General features: G+C 72.6%; 17 protein-coding genes and 1 pseudogene. 10 read left to right on the top strand and 8 right to left on the bottom strand.

Annotation, left to right across the window (positions count from 1 at the left end; genetic code table 11):
* The first annotated feature begins 186 nt into the window (after positions 1-186).
* Positions 187-627, top strand: coding sequence for an SPW repeat protein (locus tag OG933_RS39620; protein ID WP_362532213.1), 441 nt, complete (start codon positions 187-189; stop codon positions 625-627).
* Between the two features lie 200 nt (positions 628-827).
* On the top strand, positions 828-1,430 hold the full coding sequence (locus OG933_RS39615; protein WP_405631897.1) for a GNAT family N-acetyltransferase: 603 nt from the start codon (positions 828-830) through the stop codon (positions 1,428-1,430).
* A gap of 2 nt (positions 1,431-1,432) precedes the next feature.
* Here the strand turns inward: OG933_RS39615 and OG933_RS39610 are convergent, their stop codons facing one another.
* From OG933_RS39610 to OG933_RS39600, 3 genes are all read right to left on the bottom strand, one after another.
* A complete protein-coding gene (locus OG933_RS39610) occupies positions 1,433-2,875 on the bottom strand; it encodes a hydrolase (protein ID WP_405631895.1) in 1,443 nt (480 codons plus the stop codon).
* Between the two features lie 422 nt (positions 2,876-3,297).
* Entirely contained in the window at positions 3,298-4,089 is a 792-nt protein-coding gene (locus OG933_RS39605) for a GNAT family N-acetyltransferase (RefSeq protein WP_405631894.1), read from the bottom strand.
* Between the two features lie 40 nt (positions 4,090-4,129).
* Complete coding sequence (locus OG933_RS39600; RefSeq protein WP_362272897.1) at positions 4,130-4,528, bottom strand: MerR family transcriptional regulator; 399 nt, start codon at positions 4,526-4,528, stop codon at positions 4,130-4,132.
* Positions 4,529-4,688: 160 nt separating this feature from the next.
* Between OG933_RS39600 and OG933_RS39595 the strand changes: the two genes are divergently transcribed.
* The gene (locus tag OG933_RS39595; protein ID WP_405631892.1) at positions 4,689-5,888 is read left to right on the top strand and encodes an MFS transporter; all 1,200 of its coding nucleotides are present in this window, start codon (positions 4,689-4,691) and stop codon (positions 5,886-5,888) included.
* A 44-nt stretch (positions 5,889-5,932) separates the two neighbouring features.
* A complete protein-coding gene (locus OG933_RS39590) occupies positions 5,933-6,409 on the top strand; it encodes a nucleoside deaminase (protein ID WP_405631890.1) in 477 nt (158 codons plus the stop codon).
* A 132-nt stretch (positions 6,410-6,541) separates the two neighbouring features.
* Here OG933_RS39590 and OG933_RS39585 read toward each other — a convergent pair whose 3' ends face one another.
* Positions 6,542-7,321 (bottom strand): chaplin family protein, encoded by a 780-nt coding sequence (locus tag OG933_RS39585; protein WP_405633657.1) that lies wholly within the window; start codon positions 7,319-7,321, stop codon positions 6,542-6,544.
* Between the two features lie 329 nt (positions 7,322-7,650).
* On the opposite strand from OG933_RS39585, the gene OG933_RS39580 reads away from it, so the two are divergent.
* Positions 7,651-9,270 carry an alpha/beta hydrolase gene (locus OG933_RS39580; RefSeq protein ID WP_405633655.1) on the top strand — a complete coding sequence of 540 codons (1,620 nt, stop codon included), beginning with the start codon at positions 7,651-7,653 and terminating at the stop codon, positions 9,268-9,270.
* Positions 9,271-10,761, top strand: a complete 1,491-nt coding sequence (locus tag OG933_RS39575; RefSeq protein ID WP_405631889.1) for a glutamate synthase-related protein — start codon at positions 9,271-9,273, stop codon at positions 10,759-10,761.
* Positions 10,762-10,834: 73 nt separating this feature from the next.
* Here the strand turns inward: OG933_RS39575 and OG933_RS39570 are convergent, their stop codons facing one another.
* Both OG933_RS39570 and OG933_RS39565 read right to left on the bottom strand, forming a co-directional pair.
* A complete protein-coding gene (locus OG933_RS39570; protein ID WP_405631887.1) occupies positions 10,835-11,617 on the bottom strand; it encodes an alpha/beta fold hydrolase in 783 nt (260 codons plus the stop codon).
* 92 nt (positions 11,618-11,709) lie between these two features.
* Positions 11,710-12,681, bottom strand: a pseudogene (locus OG933_RS39565) (arginine deiminase family protein); the annotation flags it as partial.
* A 135-nt stretch (positions 12,682-12,816) separates the two neighbouring features.
* Between OG933_RS39565 and OG933_RS39560 the strand changes: the two are divergent.
* Both OG933_RS39560 and OG933_RS39555 read left to right on the top strand, forming a co-directional pair.
* Positions 12,817-13,911: a chemotaxis protein gene (locus OG933_RS39560; RefSeq protein WP_405631885.1), complete on the top strand. Its 1,095-nt coding sequence runs from the start codon at positions 12,817-12,819 to the stop codon at positions 13,909-13,911.
* A 118-nt stretch (positions 13,912-14,029) separates the two neighbouring features.
* Complete coding sequence (locus OG933_RS39555; RefSeq protein WP_405631883.1) at positions 14,030-15,055, top strand: Gfo/Idh/MocA family protein; 1,026 nt, start codon at positions 14,030-14,032, stop codon at positions 15,053-15,055.
* A 13-nt stretch (positions 15,056-15,068) separates the two neighbouring features.
* Here OG933_RS39555 and OG933_RS39550 read toward each other — a convergent pair whose 3' ends face one another.
* On the bottom strand, positions 15,069-15,482 hold the full coding sequence (locus OG933_RS39550; RefSeq protein ID WP_054240826.1) for an SsgA family sporulation/cell division regulator: 414 nt from the start codon (positions 15,480-15,482) through the stop codon (positions 15,069-15,071).
* A gap of 349 nt (positions 15,483-15,831) precedes the next feature.
* On the opposite strand from OG933_RS39550, the gene OG933_RS39545 reads away from it, so the two are divergent.
* The gene (locus tag OG933_RS39545) at positions 15,832-17,229 is read left to right on the top strand and encodes a PP2C family protein-serine/threonine phosphatase (protein WP_405631879.1); all 1,398 of its coding nucleotides are present in this window, start codon (positions 15,832-15,834) and stop codon (positions 17,227-17,229) included.
* Between the two features lie 24 nt (positions 17,230-17,253).
* On the opposite strand, the gene OG933_RS39540 is transcribed toward OG933_RS39545, so the two are convergent.
* Positions 17,254-18,765, bottom strand: a complete 1,512-nt coding sequence (locus OG933_RS39540; RefSeq protein ID WP_405631877.1) for a hypothetical protein — start codon at positions 18,763-18,765, stop codon at positions 17,254-17,256.
* A gap of 232 nt (positions 18,766-18,997) precedes the next feature.
* Between OG933_RS39540 and OG933_RS39535 the strand changes: the two genes are divergently transcribed.
* Complete coding sequence (locus OG933_RS39535) at positions 18,998-20,137, top strand: aminoglycoside phosphotransferase family protein (RefSeq protein WP_362532251.1); 1,140 nt, start codon at positions 18,998-19,000, stop codon at positions 20,135-20,137.
* Positions 20,138-20,312 lie beyond the last annotated feature (175 nt).

The following is a 20,312-nucleotide window of genomic DNA, read 5'->3' as shown; positions in this document are numbered from 1 at the left end:
GAGGCTGCGGGCGGAGCGGATTGGCGCAGGCCCCGGATTCTTTGCCGGGAGGACGAATGATCAGATAGCCGTATAATGCGTTCGACCTCTACACATAAAGACTGAATAAGAGCAGAATGGACGGGCGCGGCACTTACCGCACACCGCTCCGCAGCGGTCGGGCCTGAGAGTCAAAGGAGACGGATCATGGCCAACGTCTCGCCCACCAGAGGTGACATGTCGACGCACCCCGATGTTCCGGAGATGCAGGCGCGGTACGCCCGCATGCTCGGCGGTCGTGATGTGGCGCTCGTGGACGGACCGGTGTTCCTGCTCGGTCTGTACTGCGCCGTGTCCCCGTGGATCCTGCACTACACCGTCAGCCAGCCGGCGCTCATGACCCACAACCTGATCGTCGGGATCGCGATCGCTCTGCTGGCCCTCGGCTTCACCGCGGCTCCCGCGCGGATGTACGGCCTGAGCTGGGCCATGTGCGCGCTGGGCATCTGGATGATCATCGCGCCCTGGGTCGTCGGCGACAGCCCGGACGCCGGTGTCGCGGTCAACAACATCATCATCGGCGCCCTGGCCCTGATCCTGGGGCTGATGTGCACCGTCACGGCGGCGAAGAGCACCCCGCAGCCATAGAGACCCTGTCGCACCCCGGACGACGGCCGGGGCGTTCCCGCCGCACGCGGGACCGCCCCGGTCGGCGTGCCGCACGCCGCCCGCACGCCGCCCGCACGCCACGCCGACGGGCGCCCCCGAGCCTGCTCCCGGTCGCACACCTCACCCCAGGGAGTCGATCACCCGTATGCCACACGGGCCGTCGCTGGCAGGATCGACGCATGCAGACCAAGGGGAGTTTCGTCGTGCCGCCCGCTCCGCTGCGGCTCGAAGGGGTGGGGATCACCCTGCGCGAATGGACCGATGACGACCTCGACGCCCTGGTGGAGATGTACGACGACCCCGAGATCGCCCGGTGGACCCCGGTCGTCTCCCCCTTCGACGACCGGGCGGCCCGCGCCTACCTCGACAAGGCGCGGACGAGCCGGGCCGAGGGACGCACGGCGCAGCTCGCGATCACCGCGGACGGCGGGCGCCCCAAGGGCGAAGTGCTGCTGTTCCGCAGCGCGTCGGACGAGCGGGACGCCGAACTCGCCTACGGGGTCGGCGCCGAGCACCGCGGGCAGGGCCTCGCCGGCCGGGCGGTGCGTCTGGTCGCGGAGCTCGCGCTGCGCGAACTACGGCCACGGCGGCTGGTGTTGTGCATCGAACAGGGGAACACGGCGAGCGAGGTGGTCGCCCACGCGTGCGGCTTCGCGCTCGCCGACGAGGCGCCCGTGCCCCGCCGGGCCAAGGGCCGCGAAGTCCTGCTGCGCACCTGGTCCCTCCACCCGGAAGGCACCGACCGGTCGGGCCGCCCGGGAGCAGCGGCCCGACCGGCCTGACATCAGGTGACGTCGAGCGCGGTGTCGTCGATGACGAACGAGGTCTGGAGCTTGGAGCCCTCGGTGCTGGTGAACCTGAGCGTGACCGTCTGTCCGGCGTACCCGCTCAGGCTGAGGCTGCGCTGGGTGTATCCGGAGGCCGCGTTGAGGTTGGAGTACGAGGCCAGGGTGCCCAGGACCGTGCCGGAGCTGTTGAGGACCTGGACCTGAAGGGTGTCGTAGGCGGTGCTGGTGGTCGTCTCCGCGGTGTCGATGTGCAGGTAGAGGCCGAGCGTGGCGGAGCAGCCGGACGGGATGGTCACCGACTGGGAGAGGGTCTCGGTCCCGGCCGTGCCGTTGCCGCCGAGCCATGCGTAGTAGGAGCCCGTACGGGCGGACTCGCCACTGGAGTTGGTGATGACGCCGCTGGTGGCGCTCCAGGTCGTGGCGCCGGACTCGAAGCCGGCGTTGCCGAGCAGCTGGGTGTCGGTGCAGTCGGTGCCGCCGTCGTCGCCGCCCCCGCTGCCGCTCGCGCCGGAGAGCCACTCGGTGGCGTTCAGGGCGAGGGCTGCGTTGGTGGCGCCGGTGTCGTTCCAGCCGTCGTAGAGGGTGTTGCCGGACTGGCCGGTGCCGTCGTCGATGGGTGAACTGTCGCCCCAGAAGGCCACGCGGCCGCTGCCGAAGGTGCTGGTGGCGAAGAAGGCGCCGGTGTTCCCGGAGTAGCCGCTGCGGTACAGCAGGCCCTTGACCGAGGAGTTGTCGGCCGGCTTGAGGGTGGCCGTGGTGCCGGAGGCGATCAGGCTCTTGGTGACGGTGCCGAAGGAGCCGTGCAGCACGGGGTCGCTGCTGTCGCTGATCGCGGCCGGGTAGCCGGAGCTGATGGAGAGGGTGTCGACGGAGAAGCCGAACGGGTCGGTGGAGTCGACGCTGTTGTTGGTCATCAGGTCGTTGAAGATCTCGACCGCGTCGTAGCCGTCGTTGTTGCGGTCGGCGCCCGTGTGGTCGGAGACCATGAACAGGCCGCCGCCGTTCTTCACGAAGTTCATGATCGCCGTCTTCTCGGCGGTGGTGAACAGCGTGTTGGGCTCCGGCAGGACCAGCGTGTCGAAGTTCGACAGGTCGGTGGCGGCCGAGCCGCCGTAGGTGAGGGCGCTCGTGGCGGTCTTGAGGCTGTAGTCGCCGGTCCTCTGCAGGGCCACGCCCCAGGACGACAGCGCGCCGGTCCAGTCCGTCTCCGAGGACGGGGAGGAGTCCTGGGAGAGCGGGTCGGGCTTGCTGGTCGAGATGATCCAGTCGGCGTTGCCGGCCTCCTCCGCGTGGCCGTCGTCGAACAGGATGCGGTGGGGGGTGGCCGCGTGGGCGGGCGTGGCGCTGGTGCTGACCTGAAGGGCCGCTCCGGTGACGAGCAGCCCGAGACCGGCCAGGACGGTGGTGACCTTACGGCGGGATCTCTGTGATCCGAGCATCCGGCGAACCTCCGTGAGATGGGGGGACACGAGGCGGGTGCGGGCGCCAAATCTGCGCGCGTAGATACCGCATTCGAGGGTTCTACCCGCGTGGAACGATTGAAAGGTACATGGCATGACTGGGCGGTGAACATCAAACGCGGGCAATAACGCGAGCGAAAACGTCAACACCCGCCCCGGCACGGCTGCAGCGGGGCGGCTCGTCGTCCCGGGCGACACGGCTGCAGCGGGGCGGCTCGCCCTCCGGGCCGTCGGCGCATGGGCGTGCTGTCGGCGATCGCCGTCGGCGTCCCGGCCGCGCCCGTCGGGTCTCGCCCGCCGCGGCGTCCGCCGGGGACGAGACCGAGGGCGTCGAGCGTGTCGAGCGGCCGCCCCTCCGGATCGAGATCGGCCCGGCCGCGTCGGGCGTCGGCCCTGCCGCCCTACGCCGTGCCGCCCTGCCGCGTGTACACGTACGGCGTCGTCGTGCTCAGTGGCGCGAAGCCCAGGCGTTCGAGGATGGGGCGGCTCTGGTCGGAGGCGTCGACCTGGAGGTAGCGGTAGCCGCGGTCGGCGGCGATGCGGGCGCGGTGGGCGACCAGCGCGCGGTAGACACCTCGGCCGCGCCAGCCCTCGACGGTGCCGCCGCCCCACAGGCCCGCGAACCTCGTTCCCGGGATCAGCTCCATCCGCGCCGAGCTCACCGGCACGTCCCCGGCCATCGCGACCAGGGCCACGATCGCGTCCGGGTCGGCGGCGAGACGGGCGCGCAGAAGATCCCGCAGCCAGGAGCCGTCGTGCCCGAACGCCCGCTCGTTGGCCTCGACCATGAGCTCGACCCCCGCCCGGTCCGTGACGGGGACGATGCGGACCCCCTCGGGCGGTCCGGCGTCGACCAGCTGGTCACCGGTCTCGCCGATCATCAGGGTCTCCTCCGGGTCGGCGGTGAAACCGGCCGCGGTGAGCCGCCGCCCGAGGTCGGCCGGACGGTCGTGACCGTGCAGCTTCCACTCGAACTCGTGCCCGAGACCGGTGAAGTAGGCGACCTGTTCCGCGATCACCGCGTCGGCGTCGGCGGAGTCCAGGTCCGACCAGAGCACCCCGCTCCAGCCGCCCTCGCCGCCGACATGGCGGACCACGGAACCGGTCCGTTCGACGCGCGCGTCGGAGCTCTCGGGGCGCGCGCCTTCACGCATGTCCCGGTCGTACAGGGCGAGTACCGCGGCATGATCCATGCGCCCACTTCAGCACCCCCGCCCGGCCGCGACAACGGATTTACGGGTGCGGGGACGAGCGGGGCGCCGCCACACCGTCCGGCCGCACCGCCGCCAGGTACGCGCTCAGCCGGTCGCGGTTGCGGGCCAGACAGTCGATCCGGGCCTGGATGCGGTCGATGTGCCCCTCGAGGAGGGCGGCGGTCTGCGGGGTGAGGTGCTCTGCGGGCAGGACGATCTCGTCGGGGCCGGACAGATACGGCAGGATCGCGCGGATCATCTCGGTGGTGAGGCCGGAGTCGAGCAGCCCGCGGATCTGCTGGACGTCCCGGACGGCCGCCTCCCCGTAGGAGCGGTAGCCGTTCTCCCCGCGGTCGGGGTGCAGCAGGTCCTGCTCCTCGTAGTAGCGCAGCAGCCGGGTGGGGACACCGGTGCGGCCGGAGAGGTCGCCGATCTTCATGCCACGCTCCGATCTTCGCTCACCGTCACCGCTCACCGTCACCGCTCGGCGCCGCGGCTCGGCGCCGTGGCTCTCCGCCGTCGCTCTCCGCCGTCGCGCCGTGAGCGGCGCACAGGGCGCGCTTGCCTTCACACTGATGTGAATGTTCGACCATGGTGGCATGTCCACCACCTCCATGGTCAAGGGCACCGCCGTGCCCGCGTCCCTGCCCTGGCCGGGGCTGCTCGCCCTGTCCACGGCCGCCTTCACCGCCGTGGTGACCGAGCTGCTGCCCGCCGGGCTGCTGCCGCGCATGGCACCGGCCCTCGGCGTCCCCGAGGCCCGGGTGGGGTTCCTGGTCACCGGGTACGCGGTCGCGTCGTTCGTGGCGGCGATCCCGGTGACCGCGCTGCTGCGCGGCCTGCCGCGCCGACCCGTCCTCGTCGGCACCCTGCTGGGCTTCGCGCTGAGCAACGCGGTGGTCGCGCTGTCGTCGTCGTACGGCCTCACCTTCACCGCGCGCCTGGTCGCCGGTGTCATGGGCGGCACGCTGTGGGCGATGCTCGCCGGGTACGCGGCCCGGATGGTGCCGGCCGAGCGACGCGGCCGGGCGATCGCGGTCGTGCTCGCCGGCATCACGCTCGCGCTGTCGCTGGGGGTGCCCGCCGGGACGGCGCTGGCCGAGGTGGTGGGGTGGCGCGCGGCGTTCGGGCTGCTGTCCGCACTGGCGGTGCTGCTGGTGGGCTGGGTGCGGTGGCGGGTCCCCGACTTCCCGGGCGAGGCACGGGGCGAGCGGGTGCCGTTGGCCCGGGTCGCCCTGCTGCCGGGGCTCCCGGTGATCCTTTCCGTGACCCTGTTCCTGCTGCTGGGCCACCAGGTGCTCTACACGTACATCGCGCCCTTCACCGAGCATGCGGGGTTCGGGCGTACGGATGTGGTGCTGCTGGTGTTCGGGGCGTCCACGGTCGCCGGGATCTGGGGGACGGGCCTGCTGGTGGACCGGCGCCCGCGGGCCACGCTGCTCGGCGCGCTCGCCCTGTGCGCGGCGGTCATGCTCACCCTCGGCCGGTACGCCGACGCACCCGCCGTGCTGCTGGTCTCCGTCGCCCTGTGGGGAGTGGCCTTCGGCGGGGCGCCGACCCTCATCCAGACGGCACTGGTGAACGCCTCGGGGCCCGCCGCCTCCGACGTGGCGACCTCGCTCCAGACGACGGTGTACAACGCGGGCATCGCGGGCGGCTCGCTGACCGGAGGTGTGGTCCTGGGGGCGCTGGGCGCGGGGGCCCTGCCGTGGACGGCACTGCCGCTGGTCGCGCTGGCCCTCACCGCGGTCGCGCTGGGCCGCCGGCACGCCTTTCCGGTCGCGCGGAGCCGAGCCTAGGCTGGGCGGCGAAGCCCTGGTCAACCGTCGAGGAGCCGTACGCCATGGTCGAGGCCGCCGAACTGCCGTATCTGCGCCGCTGCGTGGAACTCGCCGCCGAGGCGCTGCGGGTCGGCGACGAGCCGTTCGGTTCGGTACTGGTGGGCGCGGACGGCACGGTGCTCGCCGAGGACCACAACCGGGTGGCCGCCGGCGACCTCACCCGGCATCCCGAGTTCGAGCTGGCCCGCTGGTCGGCGGCTCGCCTGTCGTCCACGGAGCGGGCCGCGGCGACGGTCTACACGTCGGGCGAACACTGTCCGATGTGCGCGGCCGCCCATGCGTGGGTGGGCCTGGGCCGGATCGTCTACATCGCCTCGTCCGAGCAACTCGCGACCTGGCTGGGCGCGTGGGGTGTGCCCGCCCCGCCGGTGCGGACCCTGCCGGTGCACGAGGTCGCCCCCGGAGTGCCGGTGGAGGGACCGGTTCCCGAGCTGGTCGAGGAGGTACACGCCCTGCACCGGCGGTTCCACGGCGGCTGAGGCGGACCCACCCGCCCGCACCCCGCGCTTCGACGGCCCACCCGTGCGGCGCGCCGGACCGCCACAGGCCCCCCCTGCCCCCGCCCGACCTGACCGAGGGGGCCTGCGCACTCCCGCTCCGAGGCGGGCGGCTCAGCGCTCCGCGTGCGGGCGGAACCGCCGCTGGAGGGCCAGACCGCCGAGCAGCAGGGCCGCGCTGCCGGCGACGGCGGGCAGGGTGGCGTCGGCCCCCGTGTGGGCGAGCGACGACATGGCCTCGGGCACCCCGATCTGGGGCGCGACGGCCGGCGTCTGCGGAACGGCCCGCGGGCCGGGGTGCTGCGGCTCCGCGGGCGGGTCGTGCCGGGTCGGCGGCTGCGGCTGCGGCGCGGGCTCGCCGGGCGGCGGGGGCTCCTCGTCGGACACGTTGACGGACTCGTTGCCGAGCGCCGGGTTCGCGAGGCCGACGACGTTCACGCTGTTGCCGCTGACGTTCACCGGGAGGTGGACCGGCAGCTGGATGCCGTTGCCGGAGACGACGCCCGGGGAGTCCTGCGTGGCGCCGTGTGCGGTGGCCCCTCCACCGGAGGACGCGCCGTGTGTGGCGGCCCCACCACCGGACGAAGCGCCGTGTGCGGTGGCCCCACCACCGGAGGACGCGCCGTGTGCGGTGCCCCTACCACCGGACGAAGCCCCGTGCGTGTCGTGAGCGGCCGCCGCGCCCTTGTTGGCGCAGGTGTTGCCCGCGGCGGGGTTCAGCACGCCCACCACGTTCACCGTGTTCCCGCACAGGTTCACCGGGAGGTGCACCGGCAGCTGGACACCGTTGCCGGAGATCAGTCCGGGCGAGCCGGCCGCTGAGCCGTCCGCCGCGGAGTCGGCGTGTGCGGGCAGTGTCACAGCCATCGCGCCGGAAACTGCGGCGACGGCCATCACACCGGTTCGGGTAACCCGTCTCATGGGTCCCTGCCTTCCAGACTTGAATCGCGGGCACTCGCCCGCACCCGGTAGAACGTCGGCGCACCATCCGGGTTATGCCTGAACACCCTTTCACCCCATTGGGTCACCTTTGCGATCCCTCTTCGGCCCTCTCGTCGAACTGGTGTCAGCCCCTTCGCACGGGCCTCGCGGGGCGCCCCGGGCGCACCCCGCCGAGGGGCGCGGGGCGGCCCCCGCCCGCCCGGAGGCGGGTCGTCGGCAGGCCGCCTATCGTGAGCCAGGGCGCCGTTCCCGGACCGCTGCGGGCGTCCCTGGAGGCACTGATGCTGGCCAAGCTGCCGACGCGCCCCGGGCTGCGGCGGTGCGCGCTCGCCGCCACCGCCGCACTGACCCTGGTGGGTGCGGGCCTGCCGACGGCGACCGCGAACCGGAACGCCGCCGAGGGCGACCGTCCCGACCTCTCCCGGTTCTACGACCAGAAGGTCACGTGGTCGGCGTGCGACGGCGACGGCATGCCCAAGGACCTCCAGTGCGCCGACCTGACCGTCCCCCTCGACTACGGCCACCCCAAGTCCGGCACGCTCGACCTCGCGCTCGCCCGCTACCGGGCCACGGGCGACAAGCGCGGCTCGGTGGTGCTCAACTTCGGCGGTCCCGGCGGTCCCGGTGTTCCCGAACTCGCCTATGGCGGCAAGGAGTTCATGGACCTCACCGACGGCTACGACGTGGTCACCCTCGATCCCCGGGGGGTGGGCCGCTCCTCCCCCGTCAGCTGCGGGGACGGTGCGGACAGCGGACTGGCCTCCCTGGACGACGACTCGGCCCTCGCCGATCCCCAGGCGCTCCTCACCCGGTTGAAGCGGGTGGCCGCCGACTGCGCCGAGCACTCCGGGCCGGTGCTGCCGCACATAGGCACCGTCGACGCGGCACACGACCTGGACGTGCTGCGCGCGGCACTCGGTGACAAGAAGCTCAACTACCTGGGGTTCTCGTACGGCACCCGGCTCGGCGCGGTGTACGCCGCCCGGTTCCCCGACAAGGTGGGCCGGCTCGTCCTCGACGGCGTCGACACCCTGACCGAGCCGCTCACCGAGCAGGGCCTCGCGGGCGCCCGGGGGCAGCAGGTGGCGCTGGACGACTTCGTCGGCTGGTGCACGAACGACATCGCCTGCCCGTTCGGGCAGGATCCACGGGTGGCCCGCGAGGAGGTCGTCCGGCTCGTGCGCTCGCTGGACGAGGACCCGGTGCCGACCGACTTCGGCGACGACTTCTCCGGCCAGGACCTCGTCGGCGCGCTCGGACAGGGGCTGTACAGCAAGGAGCTGTGGCCGCTGCTGGAACGGGCACTGGCCCAGCTCATCGAGAGCGGGGACGCCAGCGGGGTCCTGTCCTTCGCGACCGGCGGCTTCGCCCTGCCGCTGCCGTTCCCGCTGCGGGCCGCGGGCCGCGGCGAGCCCTCCCCCGGGGCGCTCGTCGACGAGGAGGACATCCCCCTCGACAACCTGCCCGCGGCGCTGATGGCGATCAACTGCGCCGACGATCCCGACCGCCCCACGGCCGCGCAGATCTCCGCGGACCTCGAGCGGCTGCGCGCCGCGTACGACAAGGCCTCTCCGGTCTTCGGGCAGTACCGCCTCACCGAGGTCCTGATGTGCTACGGCCGCCCCAGGGGCACCGATTTCATCCGCGACGAGGTGAAGGACGTGAGCACCCCGGAGATGCTGCTGGTCGGCACGCGCGGGGACCCGGCGACGCCGTACCGCTGGACCGTGGAGACGGCCAAGCGTCTCGGTGCCGCGGCCGTGGTGCTCGACAACAAGGGCGACGGCCACACCGGGTACGGGTCGTCCAAATGCGTGCACCGCAAGGTCGACGACTTCCTGCTCTACGGCTCCCTCCCGCCCAGCGGCAGCTCCTGCGGGCCCGACGAGGACGACGACTGAGTGCGCCGGTTCCTGCCACTGCTGCTCGTCTGCCTCCTCGCGGCCGGGACGACGGTGGCCTCGTCCGCCCGGTCCGCCTGGTGGTGGCTCGCGGCCGGACCGCTGCTGGCGGCGGCCTGTCTGGGGGGCTGGGACCTGCTCCAGCCCCGCCGCTCCGAACTGCGCAACCACCCGCTGGTCGGGCGGCTGCGGTATCCGACGCAGAAGGTACGCGCGCGTGCCCGGAGCGGCGACGCGCGGGAGCCGTTCGGCGGCGACCGGGACGCGTACGAGTATCTGGTGCCGTCGCTGCGGCCGGTCGAGCCGGCCGAGGAGCCGCCGGTGGTGCGGGTGGGCGGACCGGACTGCTCCCAGCCCTACGACATGGCGCTGCTGAACGTGTCCGCGATGAGTTTCGGGGCGCTGTCGTCGCGCGCGGTGCTCGCCCTCAACAGGGGTGCGGCGCTGGGGCGTTTCGCGCAGGACACCGGGGAGGGCGGGCTGTCGGAGCACCATCTGCGCGGCGGCGGGGACCTGGTCTGGGAGATCGGGACGGGGTACTTCGGCTGCCGCGACGCCGACGGCGGCTTCGACGCACGGGAGTTCGCGGACAAGGCGGCGCTGCCCGAGGTGAGGTGCGTGTCGTTGAAGCTGTCCCAGGGGTCGGCGCCGGGCAGCGGCGGGGTGCTGCCCGGGGTGAAGGTGAGCGCCGAGATCGCGCGGGAGCGGAAGGTCCCGGTGGGCGAGACGGTGGTGTCGCCACCCTCGCACCGGGTCTTCTCGACGCCGCGGGAACTGGTGCTGTTCCTGGCCCGGCTGCGTGAGCTGGCGGGCGGCAAACCGACCGGGTTCAAGCTGTGCGTGGGCTCGCGGCGGGAGTTCCTCGCGGTGTGCCGGGCGATGGTGGCGGAGGGTCTGACGCCCGACTTCGTGGTGGTGGACGGGTCGGAGGGCGGCACCGGCGCCGGACCTGCGGGGTTCGCCGGCCGCCTCGGTATGCCGCTCACCCAGGGGCTGATCACCGTGCACAACGCGCTGGTCGGCGTCGGGCTCCGGGACCGGGTCCGGATCGGGGCGAGCGGCCGGGTGGCCACCGGCTCGGACATCGTCACCCGTCTCGCGCAGGGCGCCGACTACACCAACGCGGCCCGGGCGATGATGCGCGCCGTCGGCTGCGTCGGCGCGCTGCGGTGCCACACCGGCACCTGCCCGGCCGGCGTCGCGACCCAGGATCCGCTGCGGACGCGCTCCTTGAACGTGGCCGACAAGGCCCGGCGGGTCCGGCGCTACCAGCGGGAGACGGTGCGTGACGCCGTCCGGATCATGGCGGCGATGGGCATCCGCGAGCCGGCCGAACTCACTCCCGGCCATCTGGTCCGGCGGACGCGGCCGGGCGCGGTCCGTTCGTACGCGGAGCTGTACGAGTGGCTGGCACCGGGAGAACTGCTCGCCGGACCACCGCCGTCCTGGGAGACGGACTGGAAGGCCGCGGACCCGGACAGCTTCGGCTAGCCGGCCCCGCGGCCGACGGCCACGAGGCCCACGGGGCCCACGGGGCCCACGAGACCTACAGCGGCTGCAACGGCTACGCGGGCTTGACGGTGACGAAGGCGTCGATCGCCGCCGTCAGCTCGGCCGGCTTCTCGACCGGGAGTTCGTGGCCCGCGTCGAGGACGCGGACGGTGGCGTCCGGGTAGGCCTTGGCCATGCGCAGCATCTGCTGCACCGGGAGCTGGATGTCGTGGTAGCCGTGGATCATCAGGGTCGGGGCCTGGATCTCCCCGACCCGGTCCAGCACGTCGAAGGCACGCATGGCGCCGTACAGCGTCATGACCACCTCACGCGGGGTGTCCGCGGAGGACTTGATGTACGCGCGGATCTCGTCGCGGGGGTAACCGGGCGCGAAGGCCCGCTGGATGTTGGTGGCGACGAACAGCTTGAAGGGGACGAGGGTGGAGACGCCCATCAGCAGGCCCCTGCCCCGGCTGTAGGTCATCCGGCCGATGGAGTTCACCAGCACCATGCGCTCCACCCGCTCGGGGTGGGAGAGGGCGACGGTCTGCGAGATCATCCCGCCCATCGAGTGGCCGATCAGCACGAACCGCTCGATCTCCAGGTGGTCGAGGAGGGCGAGGAGGTCCGTCGCCAGCTCCGCGACCGTCTTCACGCCGGCACCACTGCTCTCGCCGTGCCCGCGCAGGTCGAGCCGGATCACCCGGCGCCGCTCGGCGAAGTGCGCCACCTGGTGGTCCCAGCGGTGCCGGTTCGCCGTCCAGCCGTGCACGAACACCAGGGGCACCCCGTCGCCGTCGCGCGGGCCCTCGTCGTCGTACGTCAGTGCTGCGCCGTCGACTTCGAGCTGCGGCATGGGTGCCTCCTGCGGTGCGGTCCCGGTTACTGACGCGTACGGTAACCGGCCGAGGGGGTCGCCGTCACCGTCGGGCGCCCACGAGATCGCGCTCAGAACTCCACGGGATCGCGCACCAGGGGGCAGGTCATGCAGTGACCGCCGCCGCGTCCGCGGCCGAGCTCGGCGCCCACGATGGTGACGACCTCGATGCCCGCCTTGCGCAGCAGGGTGTTGGTCTGGGTGTTGCGGTCGTAGGTGAAGACCACCCCGGGTTCGAGGGCGACCGCGTTGTTGCCGCTGTCCCACTGCTGGCGCTCGGAGGCGTAGACGTCGCCACCCGTCTCGACGATCCGCAGCGCGGGCAGGCCCAGCGCCTTGGCGACGACGTCGGTGAAGGGAGTGGCGCCCTCGTCGGTGATGTCGAAGCCCGGCGCCCGGTCGCTCGGGCGCAGCGAGAAGGTGTGGACGCCGTCCATGATGGCCGGGTAGAGCGTCACCAGGTCGCGGTCGGCGAAGGTGAAGACCGTGTCGAGGTGCATCGCGGACCGCAGCCTCGGCATCCCGGCCACGATCACCCGTTCGGCGGCGCCCTGGTCGAACAGCGCCTTGGCCACCTGGGTGATGGCCTGCCGGGAGGTGCGTTCGCTCATGCCCATCAGCACCACGCCGTTGCCGACGGGCATGATGTCCCCGCCCTCGAACGTCGCCTGTCCCCAGTCGAGTTCGGGGTCGCCCCACCACACGGTGGCGCCCGCGTAGTCGGGGTGGAAGGTGTAGACGGCCTTCATCAGCAGGGTCTCGTCGTGCCGGGCGGGCCAGTACAGCGGGTTGAGGGTGAGGCCGCCGTAGAGCCAGCAGGTGGTGTCCCGCGTGTAGAGCGTGTTGGGCAGCGGCGGCATGAGGTACTCGCGGACGCCGGTCGATTCGCGGGCCAGGGCGAGGTGTCCGGTGCGGTACTCGTCCGGCAGGTCGACGGTGGCCAGGCCGCCGATCAGGAACCTGGCCAGCCGCTCCGGTTCGAGGGTCTCCAGATAGGCGCGGGTGGTGTCGATGAGGCCGAGGCCCACCTCGCCGGCGACGACGGAGGGACGAAAGCGGTGCGCCGACGCTGGGGAACGCCCGCCGAGCACCGCTGCGACCGTAACAACGGGGGCACCCTGAGATGTACTGATATTGCCCCAAATGCCTGAACGGCAATTGGGACCTATCGTGCTGATATGGAGCACGCACTCAGCCCAGCGACCCTCTCCGAACTGCGCCGCCCGCGCCCCTATCCCGCGGTGTCCGTGCTGACACCGACGCACCGCCGGGAACCCGAGAACGCCCAGGACCGGGTCCGGCTGCGCAATGTCGTGGCCGAGGCGAAGAAACAGCTGGAGACCGACCCGGCGGTCAGCCGCGAGCGGCGCGTCGACGTCGCCGACCAGCTCGACCGGGCCCTGGCCGAGGTCGACCTGGCGCACACCGAGGACGGCCTGGTCATCTACGCCGCCCCGGGCGAGCACCAGGTGTGGTCCCTGGCCCGCGCCGTCCCGGAACGCGTCGTGCTCTCCGACACCTTCCTGACCCGCAACCTCGTCTCGGCCCAGGCCGCCGAACGCCCGTTCTGGGTCCTGTCGGTCTCCGCCGACCGCGTCACGTTGTGGAACGGCGGCGCCGACCGGATCACCGAGGAGCACGCCGGCGGCTTCCCGCTGGTCAGGAGCCAGCCGAACTTCGACGCCGAACGCATGGAGCGGATCGGCGACCTGCCCAGCACGTTCCGCGACGAGGACACCCGTCACTTCCTGCGCGAGGCCGACACCGCGCTCGGCGGACTGCTGCGCCAGAATCCGCGACCGCTGTACGTCACCGGCGAGCAGGCGGCGCTGTCGCTCCTCGACGAGCTGGGCGGGGTCACCCGGGACGCGGTGCACGTCGCGCACGGCGGACTCTCCCACGGCACACCCGACACCGTGTGGCAGGCGGTGCGCCCGCTGCACGACGCGGAGGCCCGCCGGAACACCGCCGCCGTCGCCCGGGAGCTCGACTCGGCCCGTGGACACAAGACGTTCGCGGCCGGCGTCGACGAGCTCTGGCAGAACGCCCGGGAGGGCCGGATCCGGCTGCTGGCCGTGGAGGAGAACTACCGGGTCACGGTCCGCGACGGCGGCGACCATCTCGTCCCCGCCGTGAGCGGCGATCTCGACGCCCGCGAGGACATCGTGGACGAGATCGTCGAGCAGTGCCTGGAGACGGGCGCCGAGGTGCGCTTCGTGCCCGACGGCGCACTGGGCGACGCGGACGGGATGGCAGGCGTGCTGCGCTACTGACCCCCGCTCGGCGGCGGCCCGGCCGGTTGCGCCGGCGTTGCACCGGCCGGGGCCCGGCAGCGGCTTTCACCGGCGGCGTACGCTACGGCGTGATCGTCCACCGGGAGGGTGAGTACGCGTGAGTGACCTGCTGGGCGTGGCCGTGCTGGGTGCCGGACACATGGGAGCCGACCACATACGCCGCCTCGATCGCGTGGTCAGCGGAGCCAGGGTCGCCGCCGTGGCCGATCCCGATGCCGCGCGCGCGAAGGAGGCCGTGGCCGGGATCGAGGGGGTGACGGTCCACCCGGAGGTCGAGGCCGCGCTCGACGCGCCCGGCGTCGAGGCCGTACTGATCGCCTCGCCCGGCCCCGCGCACCAGGAGGCGCTGCTGGCGGCCTTCGCCCGCGGGCTGCCGGTGCTGTGCGAGAAGCCCATGGTGCCGGACTCGGCAGGGGCGCTGCGCGTGCTGGAGGCGGAGGCCCGGCTGGGGCGGCGGCTGACGCAGATCGGGTTCATGCGGCGCTACGACGCCGGGTACCGCAGGCTCAAGGCGCTGCTGGACGACGGGCGGCTCGGGCGGCCGCTGATGCTGCACTGCGTGCACCGCAACGTCTCCTCACCGCCGGGCTTCACCAGCGCGATGCTGATCGACAGCTCGGTGTCGCACGAGATCGACGCGGCCCGCTGGCTGCTCGGCCAGGAGCTGACCGCGGTCACCGTGCGGCGCCCGCGTCCCTCCGCCGGCGCCCCGCAGGGCCTGCTCGACCCGCAGTTCGTGCTCTTCGAGACCGACGGGGGCGCCCTGGTCGACGTGGAGGTCTTCGTCAACTGCGGCTTCGGGTACCAGGTGCGCTGCGAGGCCGTGTGCGAGGCGGGCAGCGCGCGGATCGGCGACGACCAGGGGATGCTCGTCACCACAGGGGGCACCGCCGCCGCGGAGGTGCCCCAGGACTACCTCGTGCGGTTCGTGGACGCCTACGACCGCGAGGTGCAGGCCTGGGTCGACGCCACCCGGCGCGGTCTGGTCACCGGCCCGACCGTCTGGGACGGCTACGCGGCCTCCGTCGTCGCCGAGGCCGGGATCCAGGCCCTGGAGAGCGACACGCGCGTCGCGGTCGAACTCGCCCCGCGCCCCGGCCTGTACACCGCGGGCGGTCAGTGACACCCGGCGGGTCTCAGGCACTGCCGAGCAGGGCCTCCAGCCCCTGGTCGACGGCGGCGCCGACATCCTCCCGGCCCGCCGCGACCACGGCGTAACTGCGCAGCAGGAACCGACGCAGGGCGCCCGTCTCGAACTGGAGCAGGGCCAGACCGAGCGGGGAGTGGAACTCCACCACCGTGCGGACCGGCCCACAGGGCCAGATGTGCACGTCCCCGCTCCCGGCCGGGCCGCTCACGCCCTGCTCCAGCAGGGCCCGGCCGAAGGTCCAGGTGACGGCCTCACCCGCCAGGGAGACCTCCGGCGGGAAGTCGACGTGCACGGCGAACGGGTCGGTGGAGTCGTAGCGGAGCGTGGCGGGCACGGGCAGCTCCTGGTCCTCCGCGGTGATCAAGCGGGCGCGGACGGGTTGTTCAAGAGTGATGTCCATGCATGTACGACCTCGCGGGGGCCTCTTGCATTACGCGAAAGCGGTCTCCAATTCTTGTGACCTGCGTCACAGTGGCCCTTGCCTGGAACATCAGCCCGTCGAACATGCGACCGATGGTCACCTCGGCCCCCTCAGGAGTCCCCCAAGTCACGTACGTCACCTACGACTTGGCCCCCTTCCGACGCCCGCCGACCACCTTCCGCCACCCCTCCCTGAAGACACTGGCATATGCCAGAAGCACCACCGAATCGTGTGTTGCCAAATCCCTTACACGCCGTCGCGGGCTGTGCAACAGTCGTAACGGCCCTTGTGCCAGCCTTCGCCGTACCGTCCCGCATCGGAGTGCGTCATGCCGCCCCATGTCTCTGCGGACCGCTCAGCCGCCCCGCCGCCGGGGCGCGGCTCGGTCGACGCGCTGATCACGCAGACCCGACGGCTCAAGGGCGACATGGACGCCGTACGGCAGGACACCCGGAGCGACGCCGCGGACCCGCAGGGCCGCTGGCAGCGCGCGCTCTGCGATCTGGCGCTGCACCAACTCGACGACCTCGACACGCACTTGGCCCAGTTGCGGGACGGCCCGCCGCCCGTACCGGCCGCCGGGCCCACGCCCGCCGCACCGGTCGCTTCCCGGCGCGAGTCGCTGCTGAGCCGGGTCGGCAGCGCGGAGTGGAACCTGCTGACGGACGAGGCCGTCTGGTCCGAGGAGCTCTACGGGATCCTCGGCCGCGACCCCGCCGCTCCCCCGCTCACCCTCGACGAACTGCCCGCGCTCGTCCTCGACGAGGACCGGCCGAAGCTGACCGCGATGGTCACGGACTGCCTGATCGACGCCCGGCCCATCGACGGCGAGTTCCGCGTGGTGCGCCCGGACGGCGAGCAGCGCACCGTGCACATGATGGGCGAGCCCGTGCTCGACGCCGAGGGCGGCACCGCCTCGATGTGGGCCGTGCTGCGGGACGTCAGCGAACTGCGGCGCAGCCAGCGGGCCGTGCGCGAGAGCCGTGACTCGCTCCAGCGGCAGCGGCACCTGGCCCAGACCGAACACCGGCTCGCGGTGGAGTTCCAGGAGGCCGTGCTGCCGCCGTGGCGCGGCTCCCCGCGCCTGCCGCACCAGGGCCCCCGCTCCCTCGACCTCGCCGCCCACTATCTGCCCGCCGCGACGACCTCGCGGATCGGCGGCGACTGGTACGACGCGCTCGAACTCGCCGACGGGCAGACGCTGCTGAGCGTCGGTGACCTCACCGGCCACGGCCCGACCGTCACCTCGACCACGGCGATGCTGCTGGGCGCCCTGCGCGGAATGGCCATGGCGGGCACCCAACCGGCCCAACTGATGTCCTGGCTCAACCAGTTACTGGACGCCACGGTCCAACCGGCCCTGGGCAGCGCGGTCTGCTGCCGCTACCGGCCGGACACCCGCACCCTGATGTGGGCGCAGGCCGGACACCCCGTCCCCTTGCTGTTCCGCGACGGGACGGGACGCCGGCTGGACGCACCGGAGGGCGTGCTCCTCGGAGCCACCGCACGCGCCGCCTACGGGCAGGCCGAGGAGACCCTCGAAGAAGGCGACCTCCTTCTGCTGCACACCGACGGGCTGGCACCCGCCGACCGCCTCCTCGGCCTGGCCCCTCGTCTGGACAGGGCGCGCACCGCACAGGAGTGCGTGCGGATGGTCGTGGAGGAGTGCGGCGAGAGCGAACGCGCCGACGACGCCTGCGTGCTGGTCGCCCGGGTCACCCGGTGAGGGGACCGACCGACGACAACCCGCTCACACCTGAGTGCCGTTGCCCCCCTTGCCCGCCCTGCTGCCCTTCTGCTTCGGCAGCGCCAGCCTGATCTCCTCCCGCAGTTCACTGATCCTCGGGTAGCCCGCGTACTGCGCGGTGAGCCGGTACATCTGGCTCAGCCGGTCCCAGGTGCGCCGGGAGGAGTTCGATCCCATCGACATCAGGGCCAGCCGCGCGAAGCGGTCCGCCTGCTCGGGGTCGTCGGCGATGAAGCAGGCGGACGCCATGGACAGATGGTCGAAGATCTTCGACCGTTCCCGCCCGTCGACGCGCAACGCCAGCGCCTTCTCCGCGTAGTACTGGGCATGCGCGGCCGCCTGTGGCTCGAACTCGGCCAGCGTCCGGTAGGCCAGCGCCTGCATGCCGTACAGATCCTCGTCCTTGAAGGTCTGCATCCAGGACGGCGGTGTGACGTCGCCCTTGTCGGAGACGAAGAGGTCCTCCGCCTGGCCGAGGGTGCGGCGCATGGCCTGGCCCTTGCCCATCGACGCCTGCGCCCAGGCCTCGATGGTGTGGAACATCGCCCGGGTGCGCGGGGTCGCGTTGTCACCGGATCCGGACTGGGCGAGTTTCATCAGGTCGAGGGCCTCGTCCGGTCGCCCGAGGTGGACCATCTGACGGGCCGCCCGGGAGAGCGCCTCGCCGGCCCGTGGGCGGTCACCGCCCTCTCGTGCGGCATGGGCGGCGATGACGAAGTACTTCTGGGCCGTGGGCTCCAGACCGACGTCGTGCGACATCCAGCCCGCGAGGACGGCGAGGTTGGCCGCGACGCCCCACAGGCGCCGCTGGAGATGGGAGGGGTGGCGGTAGGCGAGGATGCCGCCGACCTCGTTGAGCTGTCCCACCACGGCCTTGCGTTGCAGCCCGCCGCCGCGGGCCGCGTCCCAGGCCCGGAACACCTCCACCGAGCGCTCGAGTTCGTCCACCTCCTCCGTTCCGATGGGGGCGGCCTCGTAGCGGTCGAACCCGGCGGGGTCGGCATGGTGGAGGAGGGGGTGGTCGAGGACGGGAGCGTCGGAGGAGAGGGTGGGGTCGGTGTGCAGCCACTCGTACATGGCACTGCTGAGAGCTGATCCCGCGGCGAGCGCGGCACCCGCGCCCACCAAGCCGCGTCGGTTGAGCATGAGGTCCATTCCCGTGAATTCGGTGAGGACCGCAGCAGTCCGTTCGGGCGCCCACGGCACGTCGTCGGGATGTTCCACACTCCCGCCGCCGGGCCGATTCCCTGTACGCCCGTGCCGGACCAGACCGAGGTCCTCGATGGTCACGACACGGCCGAGACGCTCGGTGAACAGGGCCGCCAGCACCCGCGGTACCGGATCGCGCGGGATCTCTCCCGTGTCGATCCACCGCCGCACCCGGGAGGTGTCGGTCGACAGCTGGGGGTGGCCCATGGCCGCCGCCTGCCGGTTGACCAGCCTCGCGAGTTCCCCCTTGGACCAGCCGGCCAGGCCGAACAGGTCCGAGAGGCGGGTGTTGGGTTGTCCGCTCACGTCAAGCCCCCAGGTTCTCGGCTGAGTTGACAGTAGCCCGGTGAAAGTTGCCGGGCGACTATTCGCCAGGGTTCGCCAGGGTTCGCCAGATGGTGTGCCACTGGGCGATGGGTGTCAGGTAGGAAAGCGCCACCCCGACCCGGTCGCCGAGGGACATTCCCCAGGGTGTACCCGAAAGGGCCGGTCGGGGCAGCGTTCTGACGTCCGGCACACGAAGGGATCTGTTTCTCCCATGTACGCAGCATCGTCCTCCGTGTCCGCCCCGCCCCGGTCGCTGCACACCCGCCCGGGCGGCGGCGGCCCCTACCTCGACCCCGCCGCGCGGTCGGCGGCTCCCGCGCTCGGCGCCGGTCCGGCCCGGCGTCCCGCGGGGCTCGGCACCCAACCGCTCAGCGGGAGACTCGACCTGTCCGGCCCTCAGGGCGCCCAGCTGCGCACGGCGATCGCGTCCGTGCACCGGATCTGCCCGGAGTTCGCGCCGGTCCAGGTGCTGCGCCGCAGCGGACGCTCGGTGCTGCTGGTCGGTACGACCGGCCGCAGCACGGCGGTCGCCAAGTGTTTACTCGACCACTCCCCCGTGTGGGCCGAGCAGATCCGGCACGAAATAGCCGCGTACCGCACGTTCGTCCGGCACCGCCCTCCGGTGCGGGCGCCGAGACTGATCGCGGCGGACCCGGACAACTGCACACTGGTGATCGAGCGGATGCCGGGCCGGGTGGCGGCACTCCAGCGGCACCCCACCGAGGCCCCGCCGCGGGCCGACGTCCGGGCGGCACTCGGCGCGGTCTGCCGGCTCAACGCCTGGCGGCCGCCGGCGGGGACGTTCGACGCCCCGCTGGACTACGCCGCCCGTATCTCCCGCTACCACGAGCTGGGTCTGCTCACCGACCGGGACCTCGGCGACCTCCAGAAGCTGCTGCACGGCATCGCGGCCACCGCGGGCCGGCAGGGCATGGGCCAGTTCTGTCACGGCGACGCCCTCCTGTCGAACATCCTTCTCTCACCGGCCGGTCCAGTGCTGGTGGACTGGGAGCACGCGGGTTGGTATCTGCCGGGCTACGACCTGGCGACACTGTGGTCGGCGCTGGGCGACGCGCCGGTGGCGCGCCGTCAGATCAGCCAGATCGCCCAGTCGGCGGGCCCGGCCTCCCGGGACGCCTTCCTGGTGAACCTGATGCTGGTCCTGACCCGCGAGATCCGTACCTACGAGACGGCCGTGCAGCGTTCGATGCACGACGTCACCCCGACGGCTCCGGGGGGCCATCCGGGTGGCGGGCCGTCCGGCGAGGAACAGCGCCTGCTGCTGCGACGGCTGCACGACGACTGCCAGCTGGCCCGCCGGGCCGTACGCGCGGCGGTCGGCACCCGCTGAGGGGACGAGGGTCCGCGGTTGCGCCTGAACGGCGGCGCGCCGCGGGGCCCCGCGGTGCGTCAGCGGTGTCTTGACGAGGGAAATCTCCTGTCTGTGGGCATGATTGACGGGTTGTCGGCAAGCCGGTGACAGATGGCTCATGTCCGGCCCCGCACGCCCCGCCCGCTCGTCCCAG

The organism is Streptomyces sp. NBC_00016 (assembly GCF_045040885.1).
GTDB lineage: Bacteria > Actinomycetota > Actinomycetes > Streptomycetales > Streptomycetaceae > Streptomyces > Streptomyces coriariae.
The sequence above is the reverse complement of the archived record's forward strand: the minus strand, read 5'-3'. Positions and strand labels throughout refer to the sequence as shown.

Bases quoted from the DNA above. Each gene is read 5' to 3' on its own strand.
- OG933_RS39620 (WP_362532213.1), top strand. From the start codon at position 187: ATGGCCAACGTCTCGCCCACCAGAGGTGACATGTCGACGCACCCCGAT.
- OG933_RS39535 (WP_362532251.1), top strand. From the start codon at position 18,998: ATGTACGCAGCATCGTCCTCCGTGTCCGCCCCGCCCCGGTCGCTGCAC.
- OG933_RS39590 (WP_405631890.1), top strand. From the start codon at position 5,933: ATGGTCGAGGCCGCCGAACTGCCGTATCTGCGCCGCTGCGTGGAACTC.
- OG933_RS39585 (WP_405633657.1), bottom strand. From the start codon at position 7,321: ATGGCCGTCGCCGCAGTTTCCGGCGCGATGGCTGTGACACTGCCCGCA.
- OG933_RS39580 (WP_405633655.1), top strand. From the start codon at position 7,651: ATGCTGGCCAAGCTGCCGACGCGCCCCGGGCTGCGGCGGTGCGCGCTC.
- OG933_RS39595 (WP_405631892.1), top strand. From the start codon at position 4,689: ATGTCCACCACCTCCATGGTCAAGGGCACCGCCGTGCCCGCGTCCCTG.
- OG933_RS39610 (WP_405631895.1), bottom strand. From the start codon at position 2,875: ATGCTCGGATCACAGAGATCCCGCCGTAAGGTCACCACCGTCCTGGCC.
- OG933_RS39545 (WP_405631879.1), top strand. From the start codon at position 15,832: ATGCCGCCCCATGTCTCTGCGGACCGCTCAGCCGCCCCGCCGCCGGGG.
- OG933_RS39615 (WP_405631897.1), top strand. From the start codon at position 828: ATGCAGACCAAGGGGAGTTTCGTCGTGCCGCCCGCTCCGCTGCGGCTC.
- OG933_RS39560 (WP_405631885.1), top strand. From the start codon at position 12,817: ATGGAGCACGCACTCAGCCCAGCGACCCTCTCCGAACTGCGCCGCCCG.
- OG933_RS39605 (WP_405631894.1), bottom strand. From the start codon at position 4,089: ATGGATCATGCCGCGGTACTCGCCCTGTACGACCGGGACATGCGTGAA.
- OG933_RS39550 (WP_054240826.1), bottom strand. From the start codon at position 15,482: ATGGACATCACTCTTGAACAACCCGTCCGCGCCCGCTTGATCACCGCG.
- OG933_RS39570 (WP_405631887.1), bottom strand. From the start codon at position 11,617: ATGCCGCAGCTCGAAGTCGACGGCGCAGCACTGACGTACGACGACGAG.
- OG933_RS39600 (WP_362272897.1), bottom strand. From the start codon at position 4,528: ATGAAGATCGGCGACCTCTCCGGCCGCACCGGTGTCCCCACCCGGCTG.